Raw genomic sequence first — 22518 nt, forward strand, 5'->3', positions numbered from 1 at the left:
CCCCCGGCCGGCCCGCAGACCCCCGGCACCCCGCCGCAGCCCCCGCAGGCCGCGACCGAGCCCGCCCAGCCGGCCGTGCCGCCGCCCGGCGCCCAGCCCGGCTACGGCTACCCCCAGCAGCAGCCCGGCTACGGCTACCCGCAGCAGCAGCCGAGCACCCTCCAGGCCCCCGCGCCCGCGCAGCCGTCCGCCCCCGCCACGGGCGGCGGCGGCAACGACGTGCGCAACCAGCTGATGATCGTCGGCGCGGCCGTCCTCGCCATGGCCCTCATCATCGGCGGCGGCTTCTGGTACACCTCCGGCGACGGCGGCGGCGACACCCCGCCCCCCGCCGCCGCGAGCGGCTCGCCCGACCCCAAGGCCCCCGGCCAGGCCGGCAGCGAGAAGGCCCCGTCCAACACCAAGTCGAAGACGCTGGTCAACGTCACCACCCAGGTGCCCGGCGCCGACGTGGTCGGCGTCGACGGCTCCTGGCTGACCGACACCACCTACGTCAAGTCCGACCTGGGCAAGGTCGTCGGCTACAACCTCGTCGACGGCGGCAAGAAGTGGGAGCTCCCGCTCGGCGCCAACGTCTGCGGAGCCACCAGGCACATCAGCGACAACAAGACCGCCATCCTCTTCGAGGAGGGCCCGGCCACCGCCGACAAGAAGTACCCCCAGTGCACCCAGGCCGGCGTCATCGACCTGAACACCGGGAAGATGGTGTGGACCGCCACCGCCAAGTCCGCCACCGGCGGCGACAAGCCCGTGGCGTTCACCGAGATCACCCTCAGCGGCCAGACCGTCGCCGCCGGCGGCCTCTACGGCGGCGCCGCATGGAACCTCGCCGACGGCAAGCCCCTGTGGACGCCCAAGACCGACGCCCAGGGCTGCTACGACCTCGGCTACGGCGGCGGCGAGGCCCTCGCCGTCCTGCGCAAGTGCGGCGGCAGCGCCGACGAGACCCTCTACGCGCAGGCCCTCGACCCCACCAGCGGCGCGCCCAAGTACTCGTACAAGCTGTCCGCGGGCATCGAATGGGCCGGCATCATCTCCACCAAGCCGCTCATCATCGCCGCCAACGTCGGCAACACCGCGAAGAACGCCACCAACGTCAGCGACCTCTTCGTCCTCGACGACGCCGGCCAGCTCAAGACCCGCATCGGCCTCTCCGCCGGCAGCTACGCACCCAAGTGCCCGGCCACCGAGGTCGAGCAGTGCACCAACATGGTCGTCGGCAACGGCAAGGTCTACCTGCCGACCTACGAGCACCAGAACTCGTCCGCTACCGCCGTCGGCCGCACCAACGAGATCGTCTCCTTCGACCTGGAGACCGGCAAGCCGACCAGCGACCGGGCCGACGCCGGCGAGAAGTACGTCATGTACCCGCTGCGCATGGACGGATCGAACATCATCGCCTACAAGGTGCCCCCGTACGACAACGGCGGGCAGGTCGTCAGCCTCGACGGGAAGACGATGAAGGAGACCGTCCTGATGCAGAACCCGGCCGGCAGCCGGAGCCTGGAGGCGGGCTTCTCCCCGGACCGCTCCGAGATCCGCTACCACAACGGCCGCCTGTTCCTGGCCGAGAGCCTGGCCAGCAAGCCGTACTCCGACAAGGAGAAGGACTACCTCTTCGTCTCCTTCGCCGCCAACTGACGGCCGTACGAGCAACGCGCCGACCCTCACGGAAGCCCCCGGCCGGTACCCACCGATCGGGGGCTTTCGCGCGGTAACCGCCGCGCCCCGTCGAACAAGCGTGTAGCTTGCCGGGTCAGAAGGATCTGGGGTGGGAGCCTTGATGGGCGTACGCGTCATGGTGGTCGACGAGCACCGTCTGCTGGCCGAGGCGCTCGCCTCGGCCCTGAAACTGCGCGGGCACCGGGTGCTCGCGGCGGCCGCGCCGGCGGCCGGAGCCGCCGAACTGGTCATCAGCCGCGCCCCGGAGGTGTGCCTGCTCGGCACCGCCGCCCCGGCGGAGCCCGGGGTCTTCGAGCCCGTCGTGCGCATCAAGCGCGAGCGCCCGCAGATCGCCGTGGTGGTCCTCGGCCCGGTGCCCAGCCCGCGCGGGATCGCCGCAGCCTTCGCCGCCGGCGCCTCGGGCTACGTACGCCAGGACGAGCGCATCGAGGGCGTCGAGCGCGCCCTGGCCAAGGCGCGGGCCGGGGAGGTCGCCATCTCCCCGCAGCTCCTGCAGAGCGCCTTCGCCGAGCTCCTCAACCCCGCCGCCCAGCCCGACGACGAGGGCACCCGGCTGCTGCGGCTGCTGACCCCGCGCGAGGTGGAGGTGCTGGTACGGGTCGCCGAGGGCGAGGACACCCGGCTGATCGCCACCGGCATGGACATCGCCCCGAGCACCGCCCGCACCCACGTCCAGCGGGTGCTGATGAAGCTGGGCGTGGGCTCACGGCTGGAGGCGGCCGCACTGGCCGCCCGCACCGGACTCCTCGACCGGGCCGCGCCGCCCGCACCGCGCCGCCCGCAGGAGCCCGGGGACGGGCCGCAGCCGGCCGCGGGCTGAGCCGCACGGGCGCGCGATTTCCCCGGAAGCGAAGAATCCGGTAAGCCAGAGACCAGCACGCGCAGCCGCGTGCGTCCGCGAGAGGTAGGAGTACGAGTGAGCAAGTACCTGGTCACCGGTGGTGCCGGTTACGTGGGCAGTGTCGTCGCCGCCCATCTGCTGGAGGCCGGACACGAGGTCACCGTCCTCGACGACCTCTCCACCGGCTTCGGCGAGGGCGTTCCCGCAGGCGCCACCCTCGTCAACGGCCGCATCCAGGACGCCGCCCGGTACCTGGACCCCTCCTACGACGCCGTCCTGCACTTCGCGGCCTCCTCCCAGGTCGGCGAGTCCGTCGTGAACCCCGGCAAGTACTGGGACAACAACGTCGGCGGCACCCTCGCCCTGCTCACCGCCATGCGCGAGGCCGGGGTCCGCACGCTCGTCTTCTCCTCCACCGCCGCCACCTACGGCGAGCCCACCGAGGGCGCGCTGACCGAGACCTCGGTGACCTCCCCCACCAACCCGTACGGCGCCTCCAAGCTGGCCGTCGACCACATGATCGCGGGGGAGTGCGCGGCGCACGGCCTCGCGGCGGTCTCCCTGCGCTACTTCAACGTGGCCGGCGCCTACAAGGAGTTCGGCGAGCGCCACGACCCCGAGACCCACCTGATCCCCCTCGTCCTCCAGGTCGCCCTGGGGGAGCGCGAGGCCATCTCGGTGTTCGGCGAGGACTACCCGACCCCCGACGGCACCTGCGTGCGCGACTACATCCACGTCGCCGACCTCGCCGAGGCCCACCTGGCGGCGCTGCGCGTCGCGGCCCCGGGCGAGCACCTGATCTGCAACCTGGGCAACGGCAGCGGCTTCTCGGTGCGCGAGGTCATCGAGACGGTCCGCAAGGTCACCGGCCGGGACATCCCCGAGGTCGTCGCGCCGCGGCGGGCCGGCGACCCGGCCGTCCTGGTCGCCTCCGCACGCACGGCGCACGAGCGCCTCGGCTGGACCCCGACCCGCTCGGACCTCACCGGCATCGTGACGGACGCCTGGAACTTCGCCCGCGAGCGCCGCGCCTGACGCTGCGCCCCGGCGGTCCCCGGCGGTTCCCGCCGGGGTGCGCGCCCCCCACGCCCCCCGTGCGCCGGTCTCCCGGTGTCCCGCAGCGCCCCCCGCCCCCCTCCGGTGCGGGGGGCGCACGCACATCCGGCGGGCGCGGTGGCCGGGCGCTCTGCGCGGGCGCTCGGCGTGCGTACGCCGGGTGAAACGGGCCCCGTGCAACTGCCCGGGGCACGCGCCGCTCGGGTCATCCCGCCCTCGGCCTTCCGGACAGTCGAAATCAGGCCACCCGCAGGGCCGTTGCGGACCCCGCGACCCGAAAATCGCTCGGAAAACTTCTGCTATTCGGCCAACCGCGCCACCCCGCCCGCTCTACGCTGAAGCGTGACGCCGGTGGGGGCCGGTGTTGATTCAGGGGTCGAGACACGCCGGGTACGGCGTCCGGTCCCGGGTAGGTGCACAGATGTCGCGGCGGCGGCCGCGGCGGCCTGTGGGCCACCCGGTCCGGGCGTCGTACCCGTAGTCGTCCGTTCCCCGACCCTTGGGGGTTTTGTGGTTCGTATCCGGGTCCTGGTGGTCGACGACCACCGCATCTTCGCCGAATCTCTCGCAGCCGCGCTCGCGGCCGAGCCGGACGTGGACGTGTCCGCGGCCGGCAGCGGTCCCGCGGCGCAGCGCTGCCTCGAACGGGCCGCCGCGGAGGGCCGCCGCTTCGACGTGCTGCTCGTCGACGCCGACCTCGGCGCGGCCGGCCCGCCGGGCGCGGTCGGCCCGCCCGGCGCCGTCTCCGGTACGGGTACGGGCGCGGCCCTGCCCGTACCCGGCCAGCGGGCGCACGGCGCCCCGTCCGCCCCGACGGCGGACGGCATCGCACTGGTCGCCGGGGTGCGCACCGCCCACCCCGGCGTCCGCACCGTGGTCCTCGCCGAGCGGGACGACCCCCGCCGGGCCGCCCTGGCCCTGCAGGCCGGGGCGTCGGGGTGGGTGGCGAAGGACTGCTCGCTGTCGCGGCTGCTCGCCGTGATCCGGGGGGTGCTGCGCGAGGAGACGCACCTCGCGCCCGCGCTGCTCACCGGGGTGCTGCGGGAGCTGACGGCTGCCCGCAAGCACCGGACCGACAGCGAGCGGCTCGTGGAGTCCCTCACCCCGCGCGAGCACGAGGTGCTGCGCTGCATGGTGGCGGGACTGGGCCGCAAGGACGTGGCGGCGCGGCTGTTCCTGTCCCCGCACACCGTCCGCACCCACATGCAGAACGTGCTGGGCAAGCTGGGGGTGCACTCCACCCTGGCGGCCGTGGCGCTGGCCCGGCGGGCCGGCGTACGGCCGGCGGAGCTAGCCGGGGATGTTGTCGAACGGAGCGGTCAACTGGCGTAGCAGGCCCGCGAGGTCCACGCGCTGGGCCGCGGAGAGCTGGGCCAGGATCGCCCGTTCCTGGGCCAGCAGCCCCGCCAGGGACTGGTCGGCGCGGTCGCGCCCCTCGGGGGTCAGGCGTACCAGTACCCCGCGCCGGTCGTTGGGGTCCGGCAGCCGCTCGACCAGGCCCTTCTTGGCGAGCCGGTCGATGCGGTTGGTCATGGTGCCGGAGGTGACGAGCGTCTGCGTCAGCAACTGGCCGGGGGAGAGCTGGTAGGGGGCTCCGGCGCGCCGCAGCGAGGTCAGGACGTCGAACTCCCACGGTTCGAGACCGTGCTCGGAGAAGGCCAGCCTGCGGGCGCGGTCGAGGTGGCGTGCGAGCCGGCTCACGCGGCTGAGCACTTCGAGCGGTTCCACGTCGAGGTCAGGGCGCTCTCGCCGCCATGCCGCGACCAGTCGGTCGACCTCGTCCTCCATGCCGATCAGTGTACGGGGTCTGTCGACATGAAGTCTCTTCAGACCAAGAATCTTGACATCGAGATATATTCTCGCGGAGCATGGGGCATGGAGGGGGCCGGAACAGCTTCCGCTTCCGACCGCCCCACCAGTAGGGAGGCTCGAACATGCATTCCGACACCGCGCCGGCCGTGCACCCCCACGCCATGGACGGCTCCAGCCCCTCCGCGCCCGTCTGGGACCCCCACCAGTACCTGCGGCACGCCGGCCACCGAACCCGCCCCTTCCTCGACCTCCTGACGCGCATATCCGAGCTCCCGACCCGGCCCGCGCGCATCGCCGACCTGGGCTGCGGCCCCGGCAACGTCACCGCCCTCCTCGCCGACCGCTGGCCCGAGGCCCGCATCACCGGCTTCGACCTCTCTCCCGAGATGCTCCGCCTCGCCGACGCCGAGTACGCCGGCCCCACCCCCGGCGGCGGCCACCTCGACTTCCGCCACGCCGACATCGCCACCTGGATGCCCGAGGAGACCTACGACCTGATCGTCTCCAACGCCGCCCTCCAGTGGGTGCCCAGCCACCCCGGCTCCTTCGCCGCCTGGATCAACGGCCTGCGGCCCGGCGGCACCTTCGCCTTCCAGATCCCCGGCAACTTCACCGCCCCCAGCCACCGGCTCCTCGCCGAGCTCTGCGACACCCCGCGCTGGCGCGAGCGCCTCGGCGGACACGGCGCCCGCTACATCCACCTCCTCGAACCCGCCGAATACCTCGCCCGGTTCACCGAACTCGGCTGCGCCGTCGACGTCTGGGAGACCACCTACCACCAGATGCTCCAGGGAGCCGACCCCGTCCTCGACTGGGTCAAGGGAACCGCCCTGCGCCCCGTGCTCACCGCCCTCGGCGACGACCGCGACTCCGTCGAGCGCTTCCTCGCCGAGTACCGCGAAGCCCTGCGCCTCGCCTACCCCCACGGACCCAGGGGCACCGTCTTCCCCTTCCGCCGCATCTTCGCCATCGCCCGCAAGGAGGCCTGACCGTGCTGACCGCCGTCGACCACGTCCAACTCGCCGCGCCCCCCGGATCCGAGGACCGGCTCCGCGCCTACTACCAAGGCGTCCTGGGCATGACCGAGATCTCCAAACCCCCCGTCCTCGCCGCGCGCGGGGGCTGCTGGTTCGCCGCGGGCGCGGTACAGCTGCACCTGGGAGTGGAAGAGGACTTCCGGCCCGCCCGCAAGGCACACCCCGGACTGCGCGTGACCGGCATCGAGGAGTACGCCGGCAGACTCCGCGAACGCGGAGCGGACGTCGTCTGGGACGACCACCTGCCGGGACACCGGCGCTTCTACTCGCACGACCCCGTCGGCAACCGGCTGGAGTTCCTGGAACCCGTCACCGGCCACTGACCGAGGACCCGCCGCCGGCCGACGCACACGACGGCGCCCCGCCACCGGAAACCCGGTGGCGGGGCGCCGCCCGCCCGCACCCCGTGCGGATCAGCTCTTGCGGTGGCCCACCAGCCGCGGCCGCGCCTCCAGGTGCTCCAGCCCGTGCCAGGCCAGGTTCACCAGATGCGCCGCCACCTCCGCCTTCTTCGGCCGCCGCGTCTCCAGCCACCACTGCCCCGTCAGCGCCACCATCCCGACCAGTGCCTGCGCGTACAGCGGCGCCAGCTTCGGATCGAACCCCCGCGCCTTGAACTCCAGACCCAGGATGTCCTCCACCTGCGTGGCGATGTCACTGATCAGCGACGCGAACGTACCCGTCGACTGCGCCACCGGAGAGTCCCGCACCAGGATCCGGAAACCGTCCGTGTAGTTCTCGATGTAGTCCAGCAGGGCGAACGCCGCCTGCTCCAGCAGCTCCCGCGGATGCCCTGCCGTCAGCGCACCCGTCACCCCGTCCAGCAACTGGCGCATCTCACGGTCCACGACGACCGCGTACAGCCCCTCCTTGCCCCCGAAGTGCTCGTACACCACCGGCTTGGACACCCCGGCCTTCGCCGCGATCTCCTCCACCGAGGTCCCCTCGAACCCCTTCTCGGCGAACAGGGTGCGGCCGATGTCCAGCAGTTGCTGACGCCGCTCGGCGCCCGTCATCCGGACCCGGCGTCCTCGCCTGGGCTTGTCGCTGCTGGAAGTGCTGCCGTCGATCGCCACGTCCCCCATCATGCCGCGTTCGAGCCCGCGCCCTCGCGCCGGGCGTCGATCCTCGCCCCCGACGGCCACCGCACGTCAGAGGCCCAGCCCGCCAGCTCGAACCAGCGGATCAGCCGCGCACTCGAATCCACCTGCCCCCGCAGCACCCCGTGCCGCGCCGACGTCGGATCCGCATGGTGCAGGTTGTGCCACGACTCCCCGCACGACAGCACCGCCAGCCACCACACGTTCCCACTGCGGTCCCGCGACCGGAACGGCCGCTTTCCCATCGCGTGACAGATCGAGTTGATCGACCACGTCACATGGTGCAACAGGGCCACCCGCACCAGCGAACCCCAGAAGAACGCCGTGAACGCCCCCCACCACGACATCGTCACCAGACCCCCCACCAGCGGCGGGATCGCCAACGACAGCACCGTCCAGAACACGAAGTCACGGCTGATCCGCCGGATCGCCGGATCCTTGATCAGATCCGGCGCGTACTTCTGCTGGTTCGTCTGCTCCTCGTCGAACAGCCAGCCCATGTGCGCCCACCACAGGCCCTTCATCAGCGCCGGCACCGTCTCCCCGAACCGCCACGGCGAATGCGGATCACCCTCGTGATCGGAGAACCGGTGGTGCTTGCGGTGGTCCGCCACCCAACGCACCAGCGGCCCCTCCACCGCGAGGGACCCCATCACCGCCAACGCGATCCGCAGCGGCCGCTTCGCCTTGAAGGAACCGTGCGTGAAATAACGGTGGAAACCGATGGTGATCCCGTGGCACGCCAGGAAGTACATGAACACCATCAGGCCGAGGTCCAGCCAGCTCACCCCCCGCCCCCAGGCCAGCGGCACCGCCGCCACCAGCGCCAGGAACGGCACGGTGATGAACAGCAGCAGCGCCACCTGCTCCACGGAACGCTTCTGCTCACCACCGCGCGTCGCGGACGGCACCGGCATCGCGGAAGACGCGGAAGCGTCCTCCATCAGATCGGGACTGACAGTCATCAGGGATCCCCTGGGGGGTGAGGAGTCGGCAGATGCCCTGGTCACAGCCCCGGACCTACGGAACCGTAACCTACGGCAACGTAAGTATGGCAAAACCCTCCCGCCCGGCAAGAGCAGCACGCCCGCACCCCCGCCCCCGCCCGCCCCACCACCCCCCGCGAAACGCCGCCCCGCCAGCACACCGGCACGCTCTGCCAGGGCACAGGGACCCGCCGCCTATCCTGGTGTCGTCGGACAGCGCGGTCCGCACGGGCAGCCCGGGCTGCGCACCACCATCGGCACCGCCGCACGCGCACCCCCGGGAGCCCACAGCCCAGTAGCGCTCGAACACTGCAAGGAGCCGCACCTGTGAGCAGTGCTGACCAGGCCCCCCAGGCCCCCGTCACCCAGCCCGCCGACCCGTCCGACCGCAAGCGCGCCGCGCAGACGGCCAACGCGGAGCTGCGCGCGGACATCCGCCGCCTCGGCGACCTCCTCGGCGAGACCCTCGTACGCCAGGAGGGCCAGGACCTCCTCGACCTCGTCGAACGCGTACGCGCACTGACCCGCACCGACGGCGAGGCCGCCGCAGCCCTGCTCGGCGACACCGACCTGGAGACCGCCGCCAAGCTCGTACGCGCCTTCTCCACCTACTTCCACCTCGCCAACATCACCGAGCAGGTCCACCGCGGCAAGGAACTGCGCGCCCACCGCGCCGCCGAGGGCGGGCTCCTCGCCCGCACCGCCGACATGCTCAAGGACGCCGACCCCGAGCACCTGCGCGAAACGGTCAAGAACCTCAACGTCCGCCCCGTCTTCACCGCACACCCCACCGAGGCCGCCCGCCGCAGCGTCCTCAACAAGCTCCGCCGCATCGCCGCCCTCCTCGAAGAGCCCGTCACCGGAGCCGGCGACCGCCGCCGCCACGACCTGCGCCTCGCCGAGAACATCGACCTCGTCTGGCAGACCGACGAACTGCGCGTCGTCCGCCCCGAACCCACCGACGAGGCCCGCAACGCCATCTACTACCTCGACGAGCTCCACGCCGACGCCGTCGGCGACGTCCTGGAAGACCTCGCCGCCGAACTCCAGCGCGTCGGCGTCGAACTCCCCGCCGGCACCCGCCCCCTCACCTTCGGCACCTGGATCGGCGGCGACCGCGACGGCAACCCCAACGTCACCCCCGACGTCACCCGCGACGTCCTGATCCTCCAGCACGAACACGGCATCACCGACGCCCTCGAACTCATCGACTTCCTGCGCGGACTGCTCTCCAACTCCATCCGCTACACCGGCGCCACCGAGGAACTCCTCACCTCCCTCCAGGCCGACCTCGAACGCCTCCCCGAGATCAGCCCCCGCTACAAGCGCCTCAACGCCGAAGAGCCCTACCGCCTCAAGGCGACCTGCATCCGCCAGAAGCTCCTCAACACCCGCGAGCGCCTCGCCAAGGGCACCCCCCACGAGGAAGGCCGCGACTACCTCGGCACCGCCGAGCTCCTCGCCGACCTCACCCTCATCCAGACGTCCCTGCGCGAACACCGCGGCGCCCTCTTCGCCGACGGCCGCATGGACCGCACCATCCGCACCCTGGCCGCCTTCGGCCTCCAGCTCGCCACCATGGACGTACGCGAGCACGCCGACGCCCACCACCACGCCCTCGGCCAGCTCTTCGACCGCCTCGGCGAGGAATCCTGGCGCTACGCCGACATGCCCCGCGACTACCGGCAGAAGCTCCTCGCCAAGGAACTCCGCTCCCGCCGCCCCCTCGCACCCACGCCGGCACCCCTCGACCCCGCCGGCCAGAAGACCCTCGGCGTCTTCTCCGCCATCAAGGACGCCTTCGAGAAGTTCGGCCCCGAGGTCATCGAGTCCTACATCATCTCCATGTGCCAGGGCGCCGACGACGTCTTCGCCGCCGCCGTCCTCGCCCGCGAAGCCGGCCTCCTCGATCTCCACGCCGGCTGGGCCAAGATCGGCATCGTGCCCCTCCTGGAAACCACCGACGAGCTCCGCGCCGCCGACGTCATCCTCGACGACATGCTCGCCGACCCCTCCTACCGCCGCCTCGTCTCCCTGCGCGGCGACGTCCAGGAGGTCATGCTCGGCTACTCCGACTCCAGCAAGTTCGGCGGCATCACCACCAGCCAGTGGGAGATCCACCGCGCCCAGCGCCGCCTGCGCGACGTCGCCCACCGCCACGGCGTACGCCTGCGCCTCTTCCACGGCCGCGGCGGCACCGTCGGCCGCGGCGGCGGCCCCTCCCACGACGCCATCCTCGCCCAGCCCTGGGGCACCCTCGAAGGGGAGATCAAGGTCACCGAACAGGGCGAGGTCATCTCCGACAAGTACCTCGTCCCCTCACTGGCCCGGGAAAACCTGGAACTGACCGTCGCGGCCACCCTCCAGGCCTCCGCCCTGCACACCGCCCCCCGCCAGTCCCCCGACGCCCTCACCCGCTGGGACGCGGCCATGGACATCGTCTCGGACGCCGCCCACAGCGCCTACCGCGAACTCGTCGAAGACCCCGACCTGCCCGCCTACTTCTTCGCCGCCACCCCCGTCGACCAGCTCGCCGACCTCCACCTCGGCTCCCGCCCCTCCCGCCGCCCCGACTCCGGCGCCGGCCTCGACGGCCTGCGCGCCATCCCCTGGGTCTTCGGCTGGACCCAGTCCCGTCAGATCGTCCCCGGCTGGTACGGCGTCGGCTCCGGCCTCAGGGCCCTGCGCGAAGCCGGCCAGGACGACGCCCTCGGCGAGATGGGCGAGAAGTGGCACTTCTTCCGCAACTTCCTCTCCAACGTCGAGATGACCCTCGCCAAGACCGACCTGCGCATCGCCCGCCACTACGTCGACACCCTCGTCCCCGACCGCCTCAAGCACGTCTTCACCCGCATCGAGGCCGAACACGAGCTCACCGTCCGCGAGGTCCTGCGCATCACCGGCGGCGAGAAGCTCCTCGACTCCCAGCCCATCCTCCAGCAGACCTTCGCCGTCCGCGACGCCTACCTGGACCCCATCTCCTACCTCCAGGTCTCCCTCCTCGCCCGCCAGCGCGCCGCCGCCGCCCGCGGCGAAACCCCCGACCCCCTCCTCGCCCGCGCCCTGCTGCTCACCGTCAACGGTGTCGCCGCAGGCCTGCGCAACACCGGCTGACACCCACCCGGACACCACGGAGCCCCCCGCACCATCCGGCGCGGGGGGCTCCGTACATCCAGCCGCCCTACGAGTTGTACGCGGACTGCGCCCGCTCCAGACCCTCCTGGACCAGACACTCCACCGCGTCCGCCGACCGGTCCACGAACCAGTCCAGTTCCTTGCGCTCCGTCGACGAGAAGTCCTTCAGCACGAAATCCGCCACCTGCATCCGCCCCGGCGGCCGGCCGATCCCACAGCGCACCCGGTGGTACTCCGCACCCATCGCCTTCGTCATCGACTTCAGCCCGTTGTGACCGTTGTCCCCGCCACCCAGCTTCAACCGCAGCGTCGCGTAGTCGATGTCCAGCTCGTCATGGACCGCGACGATCCGCTCCACCGGCACCTTGTAGAAATCGCGCAGCGCCGTCACCGGACCACCCGACAGGTTCATGAACGACATCGGCTTCGCGATCACCACGCGCCGGTTCAGCGGCCCGGGCGGACCCATCCGGCCCTCCACCACCTGCGCCCGCGCCTTGTGCGCCTTGAACCTGCCGCCGATCCGTTCGGCCAGCAGGTCGGCCACCATGAAGCCGATGTTGTGGCGGTTGCCCGCGTACTCCGCTCCCGGGTTACCGAGACCGACGATCAGCCACGGCGCCGTATCGTCCGACATCAAAAGCTCCTCCATCCCGTGAACGAAAACGACCGCCGTCCCGCTCCAGTGGAGCCGGACGGCGGTCGGTCAGCAACTGCTGAGGGGGAAGGGCGAGGCTCAGGCCTCGGCACCCTCGGCCGCCTCGGCGGCCGGCTCCTCGGCCTGCGGGGCGACGACCTGCAGAACGGCGGTCTCGCCGTCGACGGCCAGCGTGGTGCCGGCCGGCAGGACCAGGTCGGACGCGTGCACCGTGGCACCGGCCTCCAGGCCCGCGATCGAGACGGTGACCTCGGTCGGGATGTGGGTGGCCTCGGCCTCGACCGAGACGGTGGCGAGGAGGGTCTCCAGCAGGTTGCCACCGGGGGCCAGGTCGCCCTCGGTCACGACCGGAACCTCGACCGTGACCTTCTCGCCCTTCTGGACGATCAGGAAGTCGACGTGCAGGATGTTGCGCTTCAGCGGGTGACGCTGAACGGCCTTCGGGATGACCAGCTCGGTGCCGTCACCCTCGATGTCCAGGGACAGGAGCGCGTTCGGGGTCTTCAGAGCCATCATCAGCGCGTGGGCCTCGACACCGACGTGCTTCGGCGTGGCACCGTGACCGTAGATGACACCCGGGGTCAGGGCGTCACGACGGGACTGGCGGGCAGAGCCCTTGCCGAAGGTGTCGCGGAGCTTCGCGGAAAGCTTGATCTCGGACATGTTCACTCCTCGTGGGGTGACGAAACGGACAGAAGTCACCCGGCCGAAACGGCCTGCTACGAAGAGCGCGTCGATAACGGAGCATCCGTACCGGAAAACAGGTACGGCCTCCCTCGCCGAGCAACTCATCGAGTGTACCCGGCAGGGAGGCCGCGCCCAAAAGGATCTAGCGCAGGACCCTCAGGCCTACTGCTGCTCCTCGAACAGGCTCGTCACCGAACCGTCCTCGAACACCTCGCGCACCGCACGGGCGATCATCGGGGCGATCGACAGGACCGTGATCTTGTCGAGCTCCAGGTCCGACGGGTCGGGCAGCGTGTTCGTGAACACGAACTCACTGACCTTCGAGTTCTTCAGACGGTCGGCCGCCGGACCCGACAGGATGCCGTGCGTCGCCGTCACGATGACGTCCTCCGCACCGTGCGCGAACAGCGCGTCGGCCGCCGCACAGATCGTGCCACCCGTGTCGATCATGTCGTCGACCAGCACGCAGACGCGGCCCTTGACCTCACCCACGACCTCGTGGACCGTCACCTGGTTCGCGACGTCCTTGTCACGGCGCTTGTGCACGATCGCCAGCGGCGCGTCCAGACGGTCGCACCAGCGGTCCGCCACCCGCACACGGCCGGCGTCCGGGGACACCACCGTCAGCTTGGTGCGGTCCACCTTGGCACCCACGTAGTCCGCGAGCACGTTCAGGGCCGACAGGTGGTCCACCGGACCGTCGAAGAAGCCCTGGATCTGGTCCGTGTGCAGGTCCACCGTCAGGATGCGGTCCGCACCCGCCGTCTTCAGCAGGTCCGCCACCAGACGCGCCGAGATCGGCTCACGACCCTTGTGCTTCTTGTCCTGGCGGGCGTACCCGTACGACGGCACGATCACCGTGATGGAACGAGCCGACGCGCGCTTCAGCGCGTCGATCATGATCAGCTGCTCCATGATCCACTTGTTGATCGGAGCCGTGTGGCTCTGGATCAGGAAGCAGTCCGCGCCACGCGCCGACTCCTGGAAGCGGACGTAGATCTCGCCGTTCGCGAAGTCGAAAGCCTTGGTCGGCACCAGGCTGACCCCCAGCTGGTGCGCCACCTCCTCGGCCAGCTCGGGGTGGGCGCGGCCGGAGAAGAGCATCAGCTTCTTCTCGCCGGTCGTCTTGATCCCGGTCACAGCACTGTCTCCTCAGACGTGTGAAAAGCTGCTCGCCCCCGTGTACGTCCGTCCCGCACACGGTAAGCCAGCCGAATTGCGTGCACCTATCACGGTACGCCGTCCCGGGCGTACTCGTTTCCGGTCAGTTCACCTCAGCGGTGCCCTGAGTCCTTCTCGGACGAGGACTGCGCCGCCGAAGCAGCCGCACTGCCGGGCCGCTTGCGGGCCACCCAACCCTCGATATTCCGCTGCTGGCCCCGCGCCACGGCCAGCGCACCGGCCGGAACGTCCTTCGTGATCACCGATCCGGCAGCCGTGTAGGCGCCGTCCCCGATGGTGACCGGAGCCACAAACATGTTGTCCGAACCCGTCTTGCAATGTGAGCCGACGGTGGTGTGGTGCTTGTGCTCGCCGTCGTAGTTCACGAACACGCTCGCCGCGCCGATGTTCGTGTACTCGCCGATGGTCGCGTCGCCGACGTACGACAGGTGCGGAACCTTCGTGCCCTCGCCGATCGTCGCGTTCTTCATCTCGACGTACGTACCGGCCTTCGCCTTCACGCCCAGGTCCGTCCCCGGACGCAGGTACGCGAACGGGCCGACCGTCGCCTGGTCGCCGATCACGGCGCCGTCCGCCACCGTGTTGTCCACCCGCGCCCCCGCACCCACGCGGGTGTCCTTCAGGCGGGTGTTCGGGCCGACCTCGGCCCCCTCGCCGACGTGCGTCGCACCCAGCAGCTGGGTACCGGGGTGGACCAGCGCGTCCTGCCCGAAGGTGACGGTGACGTCCACGAACACGCTGCCCGGGTCCACGACCGTCACGCCCGCGAGCATCGCCCGCTCCAGCAGCCGCGCGTTCAGCAGCGCACGGGCCTCGGCGAGCTGGACGCGGTTGTTGATCCCGAGGATCTGCCGGTGGTCGCTGCCGACCGCCGCGCCGACGCGGTGCCCGGCCTCGCGCAGGATCCCCAGCACATCGGTGAGGTACTCCTCGCCCTGGCTGTTGTCGGTGCGGACCTTGCCGAGCGCGTCGGCGAGGAGGGCGCCGTCGAAGGCGAAGACCCCGGAGTTGATCTCGCGGATCGCGCGCTGGGCCTCGGTGGCGTCCTTGTGCTCGACGATGGCCGTGACGGCGCCGGTCTGCGGGTCGCGGACGATGCGGCCGTAGCCGGTGGAGTCCGGGACCTCGGCGGTGAGGACGGTGACGGCGTTGCCGTCGGCCTCGTGCGTGGCCGCGAGGGCGCGCAGGGTCTCGCCGGTGAGCAGCGGGGTGTCGCCGCAGACGACGATGACGGTGCCGGCCGGCCGGCCGCCGAGCTCTTCGAGCGCCATCCGGACGGCGTGCCCGGTGCCGTTCTGCTCGTACTGGACGGCGGTGCGGACACCGGCGTCGATGCCGGCGAGGTGTGCGGTCACCTGCTCGCGGGCGTGGCCCACGACGACCACGAGGTGGGTCGGGTCGAGCTCGCGGGAGGCGGCGACCACGTGACCGACGAGCGAGCGCCCGCAGATCTCGTGCAGAACCTTGGGCGTCGCGGACTTCATGCGGGTGCCCTCACCCGCTGCGAGTACGACGACGGCTGCCGGGCGGGTTGCGCTCACGGGTGTGCCCTTCGGCTTCGGGGGTGGACCCGTGAAGGATAGCGGGGGGTCACGGGTCGGAAACGAAGCCGGGTCCCGACCTGGAGGTCAGGACCCGAAACGGAGCGCTTGTGCTCGGTGAGCTCCCGGAGAAGGATTCGAACCCTCATTCAATGGACCAAAACCATTTGTCCTGCCCTTAGACGATCCGGGATGGTTCGCCCTTATGTCCGATTTTGTTGATCGGATTCGGTTGCAGCCCCTACTATGCCGCACCACCAGCCCTCGATGCGACGGTATGGACCGGCGCTTTGGGGCATGCGGACGACGAGGCAACCGTGGTGGTCGCCGCCCGAGTTCTTCCGGGTCGTCCTGGGGTGGGGTCGCTTCGGAGTCGTCTTCCGGAATATGGGATTCGGGTCTCGGATCGCGGGCGACTCACGCGTACGTGCGATTGCCCCGCGCTCGCCGGAATTCCGTTCGCGCCCGTGCCAGGGGCGCTGCGTACGCTGGGCGGTATGACCAGTACGGGGGATGAGCGCGGCGGGGGTGGGCCGGAGGGGCCCTGGTGGTGGGAGCGGCGGCGGGCGGCCGTGCTCGATGTGGGTCTGGGGGCGGTTTCGGCCGTCGAGTGCGCGTTGGAGGGGGTTCCGTTCGCGCGCGAGGCCGGGCTGCCGGTGGCGGTGGGGGTGGTGTTCGGGGTCGTGGTGGGGGCCGTGCTGGTGCTGCGGCGGCGGTGGCCGGTCGCGGTGGTGCTGGTCGGGATCGCCGTGACGCCGGCCGCGATGGGGTTCCTGCTCGGGGTGGTGGGGCTGTACACGCTGGCCGCCTGTGAGGTGCCCCGGCGGATCACGGCCACGCTGGCGTCGATGTCGCTGGTGGGGACGTTCGTCGTCACCTATCTGCGGACGCGGGGGGACGTGGACGGGGAGGGCGCGCTGGTCTTCGTGCTGTCCGCGTTCATGGCGGTGGCGCTGACGGTGCCGCCGGTGCTGCTCGGGCTGTACGTGGGGGCGCGGCGGCGGTTGATGGAGAGCTTGCAGGAGCGGGCGGACTCGTTGGAACGGGAGTTGTCGCTGCTGGCCGACCGGGCGGAGGAGCGGGCGGAGTGGGCGCGTCAGGAGGAGCGGACGCGGATCGCGCGGGAGATGCACGACGTGGTGGCGCACCGGGTGTCGTTGATGGTGGTGCATGCGGCGGCGTTGCAGGCGGTGGCGGGGAAGGATCCGGAGAAGGCGGTGCGGAACGCTGCGCTGGTGGGGGACATGGGGCGGCAGGCGCTGACGGAGTTGCGGGAGATGTTGGGGGTGTTGCGGGCTCCGGAGAAGCCGGTGCGGGCGGCGGCTCCGGTGGCTCCGGTGGCGGCGGTGGCCGCCGTGGGGGAGGAGGGGCCTTCGCTGGCGGAGTTGGAGGCGCTGGTGGGGCAGTCGCGGGCGGCGGGGATGAGCGTGGAGGTGGTGGTGCAGGGGGAGCGGGGTGCGTATCCCGCGGAGGTGGAGCAGACGGCGTACCGGGTGGTGCAGGAGGCGTTGACGAACTGCCACAAGCATGCTCCGGGTGCGCGGGTGGTCGTCCGGCTGGCGCACCGGGAGGGGGAGGTGGCCATGCAGGTGGAGAACGGGCCGTGTGAAGGGGAGGCGCGGGGCGCGGATCTGCCCAGTGGGGGGAACGGCCTCGTCGGGATGCGGGAGCGGGTGCTGGGGCTGGGCGGGGTGTTCGTGTCGGGTCCGACGGACGGGGGCGGGTTCAGGGTGTCGGCGGTGTTGCCGTTCCGGTAGTCCCGCCCCCCGTGGGTGGTCAGGGGGCGGTGGTGAGGCGGGCGGGCTGGAGGCCGGTGAGGAGGAGGGTGAGGGCTTCGTCGAGGGTGGTGCCGAGGTACCAGTCGCCGGTGTGGTCGATGAGGTAGGTGCGGCCTTCGCGGTCGATGGCGAGGTGGGCGCCGCCGGCGGTGTCGGAGCCGAGGGGGCAGAGCTGGGTGGAGAGGGCGCGGCCGAGGTCGGCGAAGGTGCGGGCGAGGTGGAGGCCGGTGAGGGGGTCGAGCCGGACCGGGGTGGGGGCTATCTGGCGGCCGGGGCCGGGGGCGGTGACGGTGAGGCCGCCGAATTCGGCCCAGGCTTCGACGGCGGCGGGGAAGACGGTGTGGCGGTGGCCGGCGGGGGTGGTGTGGTCGCGCAGGGCGTCGGCCCAGTACTCGGCTTGTTTGATGTCCCAGCGGCCGGGTTCCCAGCCGGCGGTGCGCAGGGCGGCGTCGACGCCGATGGGGAAGCGGGTGGCGGAGGAGCGGCCGTAGGAGGCGGCTGGGGCGGGGCCGGCGGAGGGGTTGCGGGGTGCCGGTGTGGCCGAGGCGGCTGAGGAGGCGGTCATGGTGGCTACTCGGGCTGGGTGAGGTCGACGGGGCGTACGCCGAAGTGGTTGAGGAGTGCGTCGCAGGAGCGGCAGGGGGGTGCGTAGCTGCCGTGGAGCGGGTCGCCGTCCTCGCGGATGCGGCGTGCGGTGATCTTGGCGTGTTTCAGGGCGCGGCGGGCTTCGCTCGCCGTGAGGGGTTTGCGGGAGGCGCGTCTGCTGCGGGCGCCTTCGACGGTGGTGAGGTGGCGGGAGAGGAGTATCGCTTCGGGGCAGCGGCCGGTGAAGCGTTCCCGCTGGCCGCTGGTCAGGGTGTCGAGGAAGTCCTGGACGAGCGGGTGGAGCACGGGGGGCTGGTCGCCTTTGCCGGCGGTGCCGGTGAGGGTTTCGCCGCGTACGGAGAGGGCGGCGGCGACGGTGGGCAGGATGCCGTCGCGGCGGAAGCGGAGCACGGGCGGGGTGTGGGGGCCGGCCGTGGTGCTCCAGCGCAGGCGGGGGTCGCCCGCGGGGCCGGCTTCGGTGTTCTGCCCACGGTCGGCGCCGGGTGCCGCGTGGTGGATGCCCGCATTGTGCGTGGTCGCTGTCTGCATGGTGCCTCTTCCCTCCCGTGGCGGCGGTGGTGGCCGCTGGCGCGCACGCCCCCGTGCTGCGGGGACAGCCTGTCAAATGTCCGCTGTCGCGTGGAAGCGGGGTCGAATATTCGTATCAATTCGGATGTTCCCGCCCCGTGCGCGCCTGTGGGGATCGGGGGCGGGTGAGGGTCTTGCCGGAGCACATAGGCTGTGGTGAACCAGCCAGATCCAGCAGGGGGCCACCACCATGACGACAGGTCGGCTCGGGCAGCAGGCCGTGCCACCCAACGCCGCGTACTCGGGGCAGGTCGTGCATTTCCCGGACCCGGTCCGGGCCGCTCGGCATCCCCACGGTGTGCGGATGGACGGGGGCGGTCATCCCGACTTCTCGCGGTACGCGCGTGCGGCCGTGGAGATCGCCGAGCCCCCGGAGGGCTTCGGTGTGGACGAGCTGCGGCTGACGGACTGCGTGTCCGCCAACGCGGCGATGCGGGCGGCGGGTCATCCGCTGTGGGACACGGTCGGGCCGGTGGCGACACCGCACGGCTGGACCTGGCATCACGTGGCGGGTTCGCGGCGGATGGAGCTGGTCCCGGTCGAGGTGAAGGCGCTGCTGCGGCATCACGCGGGCCTGGCGACGGCTCCGGTGGACCATGAGAAGCGTGGTGGGCGGCCGTTGCAGGAGGTGCGGCCGGTCCACCTGGGGCTGCCGAAGTCCCTGGTGTCGGTGTCGGAGTCGCAGGTCCAGGGTGTCGAGGAGGATCTCGGGTACCGGCTTCCGGAGGCGTACCGCTCGTTCCTGAAGGCGGCGGGCGGGTGCGCGCCGGTGGGCGCGGGGCTGTTCGTGGAGCTGGGGATGCTGGTGGACCAGCCGTTCTTCACGGTGCGTGAGGAGGCGGCGGTCAACGACCTCGTCTACATCAACAAGTGTCTGCGGGACCACCTGACGAAGGACTACCTGTGCGTGGCCTTCGTGCAGGGCGGGCTGCTCGCGGTGAAGGTGCGGGGGGACCGGGTCGGTTCCGTCTGGTTCTCCCCGTACGACGACGCGCGCGACCGGGACGGCTGGTCGGTGCAGGAGCGTGTGGAGCGGCTGTTGCTGCCGTGCGGTGCCGATTTCGATGCCTTCCTGGAGCGGTTGGCGGGGAACCCGCCGGAGCTGGAGACGGTGGCCGGTCTGATGGTGGACGGCGGATTCGCGCGCTCGGTTGCAGTGTCCGGGTCGGTTCCGGTGGCTGACGCCGGCATGGGTGAGGGGTGAGCGCGTCGTGGTGACGTTCGCGCAGGCGCAGGAGCGCGCCGAGGAGTGGATCAACGGGGACATGCCCGGGTACCAGCACCGTGAGGTGCGGGTGCGGGAGTTCGGGCTGGGCTTCGTGGTGTGGGCGGAGGACCGGGCCGGGGGTCCGGTGTCGGGTGGTGGCCGGCAGCGGCTGGTCATCGCGCGGGACAGTGGCGAGGTGACGTTGTGGCCGGGGTTGCCGGTGGGTGAGGTGATCCGGCGGTACGAGGAGGAGTACGGGGCGGCTGCGACGGCGGCTGCTTCGGAGGCTTCGGTTCCGCCGCCGCGGATCGACTCGGAGCAGACGTCGTTCATGCTGAGCCCGCCGGAGTGGCTGCAGGAGGCGGCCGATCGGGCGGGGATTCCGCCGGTGGTGGGGGCGGGGTCCGGGGGTTCCGGGTCCGGTTCCGGGGCTGGTGCGGCGCCGGGGTCCGGTGCTGGTTCCGCTTCGGGTTCCGGTTCTGCGCCCGGTTCCGGTGGTGTCGCCGGTGGACCCGTCCCGGACGCGGCTCCGGCCGGGTCCACGCCGTGGGCCGGGACGGATGTGAACCCGGGGGCCGACGACGGCTCCGTACCGCTGCCCGCGACGGTGTTCGCGCCGCCGCTGTCGGGCTCCGACCTCGATGACGTCCCGGCTTCCTCGGGGGTCGGGGCGGAGGCCAAGACCCAGCTGATGTCGGGCGGCAGCCAGCTGCCGAAGACCGCGATCGCTCCGGCGCTGGCGCTCCAGGCGGAGGCCGCGGGTGCGGGCGGCGCCGGGGTGCCAGGCGGTGCCGGGGTGCCGGGCGGTGCCGGGGTGCCGGGCGGTGCGCCGCAGGGTGCCGGTCCGGTACCGGCCGTGCCTCCGGGCCCGGGAGGGCCGGCCGGGGCTCCCGGTGTGCCTGGTGCTCCTGGTGTGTCCGGGGCGCCGGTGCCGCCTGCGCCTGTCGGGACGCCTCCGGGTGCGGGTGCGGGTGCGGGCGGGGGCGCGGCCTACGCCGCGACGATGCTGGCCGCCCCCGGGACCGTTCCGCCGCCGCCTGCGCCTCCTGCGCCGCCCGGCGGGCCGACGCCGCCTTCCGTGCCTCCGGGCCCGCCCGGGGCGCCGGCCGCTCCCGGTGGTTCGCTCGGGGGCGGGCTGGACCATGCCGCGACGATGCTGGCGGGTCCGGCTGTCGTGCAGCCGCCGCGGCCTCCGGGTCCGCCTGGTGCTCCCGGTGCTCCCGGTGCTCCGGGTGCGCCGGTGGGTCCGCCTGCGCCGCCCGGGGCTCCCGGTGCTCCCGGTGGTTCGCTCGGGGGTGGGCTGGACCATGCCGCGACGATGCTGGCGGGTCCGGCCGTCGTGCAGCCGCCCCAGCCGCCCGGCCCGCCTGGTGCCCCTGGTGCCCCTGGTGCCCCTGGTGCGCCCGGGGGCGGGATGCAGCACGCCGCGACGATGCTGGCCGGTCCCGGTACCGTCCCGCCGCCCGGTCCGCCGTCCGCGCCGCCCGGCGGTCCGGCGGGGCAGCAGCCGGCCCCGTCCGGCGTGCCCACGGTCGGCCCCGGCTACCAGGCCGTGCTCCGCTACCGTGCGCCCGACGGCTCCGAGCAGCAGATCATCCGCCGTTCGGCGCCCGGTACCCCGCACCCGGAGTGGCAGATCCTGTACGAGCTCCGTGCGATGAACGTGCCGCCGCAGCAGGTGCTGGAGCTGCACACCGAGCTGGCCTCCTGTGAGCTGCCCGGCGGTTACTGCGCCCGGATGATCCGGGAGACCTGGCCGCAGGTGCGGATCACGAGCGTGGCCCCTTACGGGACCGACCACGCGGGGCGTCAGCAGGGCATGCGGCACCTGCTCACCCATCAGGGTGAGCTGCACCAGGTGGCGGACGGTCCCGCGCGCCCGGCGCCGGTCCGTGCCCCGCTGCCGCAGGTCCCGCTCCAGCCGGCGATCCCGATGGACGCGATCGCGCAGGAGCTGGCGGGGGCGTTCGGGCCGCAGGGCGTGTTCCGGTTCGACCAGCGGGCGGTCTCGCGCCAGGGCGTGCCGGAGATCGTGGCGCAGACGCTGATGTGGGCGGGTCTGCCCGTCGATTTCGGGCCGTTCTTCTGGGCGCAGGCCGTGCCCGGGCAGCCGGTGCCGACGCTGGCCGAGCTGGCCGCGCAGCGGCAGGTGCAGCCGGCGTCGGACGCGGGTTCGTACCTGGTCGTCGGCAGTGACTTCGGCAAGGCGCTGTGCGTGCAGTACGGGACGGCGCACATCGTGGCGGTGCCGGTGGAGGGCGGTCCGGGCGGGGCGCCCGTGCCGCCGCAGTTCGTGAATTCGAGCCTGCCGCAGTTCGCGCGGTCGCTGGCGATGCTGGGTCACATGTGGCGGCTTCGGCAGCATCTGACGCCGGAGCAGGCGGGTCGCTGGACCGTCGACTTCCAGGCGAACCTGGCGGGGCTCGACAGTGCGGCGCTGGCGTCGCCGGAGAGCTGGTGGTCGGTGCTGCTGGAGCAGATGTGGGACGGACTGCTCTGAGCGGGTCGTGCCGATGATCGGATGACTGGCCGGGGGGGGGGCCCCCCCCCCGCGGCCCCGCCCCCCCCCCCCGCCGCCCGCCCCCAAACAAACAAACCCAAAAATAAAAAACCCCACACAAGAGGGTCCACCAAAAAATTAA

19 protein-coding genes and 1 tRNA gene are annotated in these 22518 nt (G+C 72.0%); 10 read left to right on the forward strand and 10 right to left on the reverse strand.

The window, feature by feature from the left end; genetic code table 11:
- The 4 genes from WDV06_RS29185 to WDV06_RS29200 form a co-directional block, all read left to right on the forward strand.
- A partial coding sequence (locus tag WDV06_RS29185) for an outer membrane protein assembly factor BamB family protein (RefSeq protein ID WP_395512793.1) occupies positions 1-1641 on the forward strand: 1641 nt, incomplete at its 5' end.
- A gap of 142 nt (positions 1642-1783) precedes the next feature.
- Complete coding sequence (locus tag WDV06_RS29190) at positions 1784-2503, forward strand: LuxR C-terminal-related transcriptional regulator (RefSeq protein ID WP_395512811.1); 720 nt, start codon at positions 1784-1786, stop codon at positions 2501-2503.
- Positions 2504-2599: 96 nt separating this feature from the next.
- Complete coding sequence (gene galE, locus WDV06_RS29195) at positions 2600-3559, forward strand: UDP-glucose 4-epimerase GalE (RefSeq protein ID WP_395512794.1); 960 nt, start codon at positions 2600-2602, stop codon at positions 3557-3559.
- A gap of 531 nt (positions 3560-4090) precedes the next feature.
- Positions 4091-4912: a LuxR C-terminal-related transcriptional regulator gene (locus WDV06_RS29200; protein ID WP_395512795.1), complete on the forward strand. Its 822-nt coding sequence runs from the start codon at positions 4091-4093 to the stop codon at positions 4910-4912.
- Here the strand turns inward: WDV06_RS29200 and WDV06_RS29205 are convergent.
- Positions 4871-5368 (reverse strand): MarR family winged helix-turn-helix transcriptional regulator, encoded by a 498-nt coding sequence (locus WDV06_RS29205; protein WP_395512796.1) that lies wholly within the window; start codon positions 5366-5368, stop codon positions 4871-4873. The two genes, WDV06_RS29200 and WDV06_RS29205, sit on opposite strands and share 42 nt — an antisense overlap.
- A gap of 146 nt (positions 5369-5514) precedes the next feature.
- Here WDV06_RS29205 and WDV06_RS29210 point away from each other — a divergent pair, with 146 nt between their 5' ends.
- The gene (locus WDV06_RS29210) at positions 5515-6381 is read left to right on the forward strand and encodes a trans-aconitate 2-methyltransferase (protein ID WP_395512797.1); all 867 of its coding nucleotides are present in this window, start codon (positions 5515-5517) and stop codon (positions 6379-6381) included.
- 2 nt (positions 6382-6383) lie between these two features.
- Positions 6384-6752: a VOC family protein gene (locus tag WDV06_RS29215; protein WP_395512798.1), complete on the forward strand. Its 369-nt coding sequence runs from the start codon at positions 6384-6386 to the stop codon at positions 6750-6752.
- Between the two features lie 90 nt (positions 6753-6842).
- On the opposite strand, the gene WDV06_RS29220 is transcribed toward WDV06_RS29215, so the two are convergent.
- Together WDV06_RS29220 and WDV06_RS29225 are read right to left on the reverse strand one after the other, a co-directional pair.
- Entirely contained in the window at positions 6843-7517 is a 675-nt protein-coding gene (locus tag WDV06_RS29220) for a TetR family transcriptional regulator (RefSeq protein ID WP_395512799.1), read from the reverse strand.
- The gene (locus WDV06_RS29225) at positions 7514-8494 is read right to left on the reverse strand and encodes an acyl-CoA desaturase (RefSeq protein WP_395512800.1); all 981 of its coding nucleotides are present in this window, start codon (positions 8492-8494) and stop codon (positions 7514-7516) included. Before WDV06_RS29225 ends, WDV06_RS29220 begins: the two co-directional genes overlap by 4 nt.
- A gap of 348 nt (positions 8495-8842) precedes the next feature.
- Between WDV06_RS29225 and ppc the strand changes: the two genes are divergently transcribed.
- Entirely contained in the window at positions 8843-11629 is a 2787-nt protein-coding gene (gene ppc, locus WDV06_RS29230; protein ID WP_395512801.1) for a phosphoenolpyruvate carboxylase, read from the forward strand.
- A 67-nt stretch (positions 11630-11696) separates the two neighbouring features.
- Here the strand turns inward: ppc and pth are convergent, their stop codons facing one another.
- The 5 genes from pth to WDV06_RS29255 form a co-directional block, all read right to left on the reverse strand.
- A complete protein-coding gene (pth, locus tag WDV06_RS29235; RefSeq protein ID WP_395512802.1) occupies positions 11697-12287 on the reverse strand; it encodes an aminoacyl-tRNA hydrolase in 591 nt (196 codons plus the stop codon).
- 99 nt (positions 12288-12386) lie between these two features.
- Positions 12387-12971 carry a 50S ribosomal protein L25/general stress protein Ctc gene (locus WDV06_RS29240; RefSeq protein WP_395512803.1) on the reverse strand — a complete coding sequence of 195 codons (585 nt, stop codon included), beginning with the start codon at positions 12969-12971 and terminating at the stop codon, positions 12387-12389.
- A gap of 186 nt (positions 12972-13157) precedes the next feature.
- Positions 13158-14135: a ribose-phosphate diphosphokinase gene (locus WDV06_RS29245; protein WP_395512804.1), complete on the reverse strand. Its 978-nt coding sequence runs from the start codon at positions 14133-14135 to the stop codon at positions 13158-13160.
- 134 nt (positions 14136-14269) lie between these two features.
- The gene (gene glmU, locus WDV06_RS29250; protein ID WP_395512805.1) at positions 14270-15718 is read right to left on the reverse strand and encodes a bifunctional UDP-N-acetylglucosamine diphosphorylase/glucosamine-1-phosphate N-acetyltransferase GlmU; all 1449 of its coding nucleotides are present in this window, start codon (positions 15716-15718) and stop codon (positions 14270-14272) included.
- 122 nt (positions 15719-15840) lie between these two features.
- Positions 15841-15911, reverse strand: a tRNA-Gln gene (locus WDV06_RS29255).
- Positions 15912-16215: 304 nt separating this feature from the next.
- On the opposite strand from WDV06_RS29255, the gene WDV06_RS29260 reads away from it, so the two are divergent.
- A complete protein-coding gene (locus tag WDV06_RS29260; protein WP_395512806.1) occupies positions 16216-17475 on the forward strand; it encodes a sensor histidine kinase in 1260 nt (419 codons plus the stop codon).
- A gap of 19 nt (positions 17476-17494) precedes the next feature.
- Here the strand turns inward: WDV06_RS29260 and WDV06_RS29265 are convergent, their stop codons facing one another.
- Positions 17495-18061 carry an SUKH-3 domain-containing protein gene (locus WDV06_RS29265; RefSeq protein ID WP_395512807.1) on the reverse strand — a complete coding sequence of 189 codons (567 nt, stop codon included), beginning with the start codon at positions 18059-18061 and terminating at the stop codon, positions 17495-17497.
- A gap of 5 nt (positions 18062-18066) precedes the next feature.
- Positions 18067-18630 (reverse strand): YwqJ-related putative deaminase, encoded by a 564-nt coding sequence (locus WDV06_RS29270; protein ID WP_395512808.1) that lies wholly within the window; start codon positions 18628-18630, stop codon positions 18067-18069.
- Positions 18631-18859: 229 nt separating this feature from the next.
- Between WDV06_RS29270 and WDV06_RS29275 the strand changes: the two genes are divergently transcribed.
- Positions 18860-19873 (forward strand): SMI1/KNR4 family protein, encoded by a 1014-nt coding sequence (locus tag WDV06_RS29275; protein WP_395512809.1) that lies wholly within the window; start codon positions 18860-18862, stop codon positions 19871-19873.
- Positions 19874-19880: 7 nt separating this feature from the next.
- A complete protein-coding gene (locus WDV06_RS29280; RefSeq protein ID WP_395512810.1) occupies positions 19881-22376 on the forward strand; it encodes an SUKH-4 family immunity protein in 2496 nt (831 codons plus the stop codon).
- The last annotated feature ends 142 nt before the right edge of the window (positions 22377-22518 follow it).

Source organism: Streptomyces racemochromogenes (assembly GCF_044129415.1).
Taxonomy (GTDB): Bacteria; Actinomycetota; Actinomycetes; order Streptomycetales; family Streptomycetaceae; genus Streptomyces; species Streptomyces racemochromogenes_A.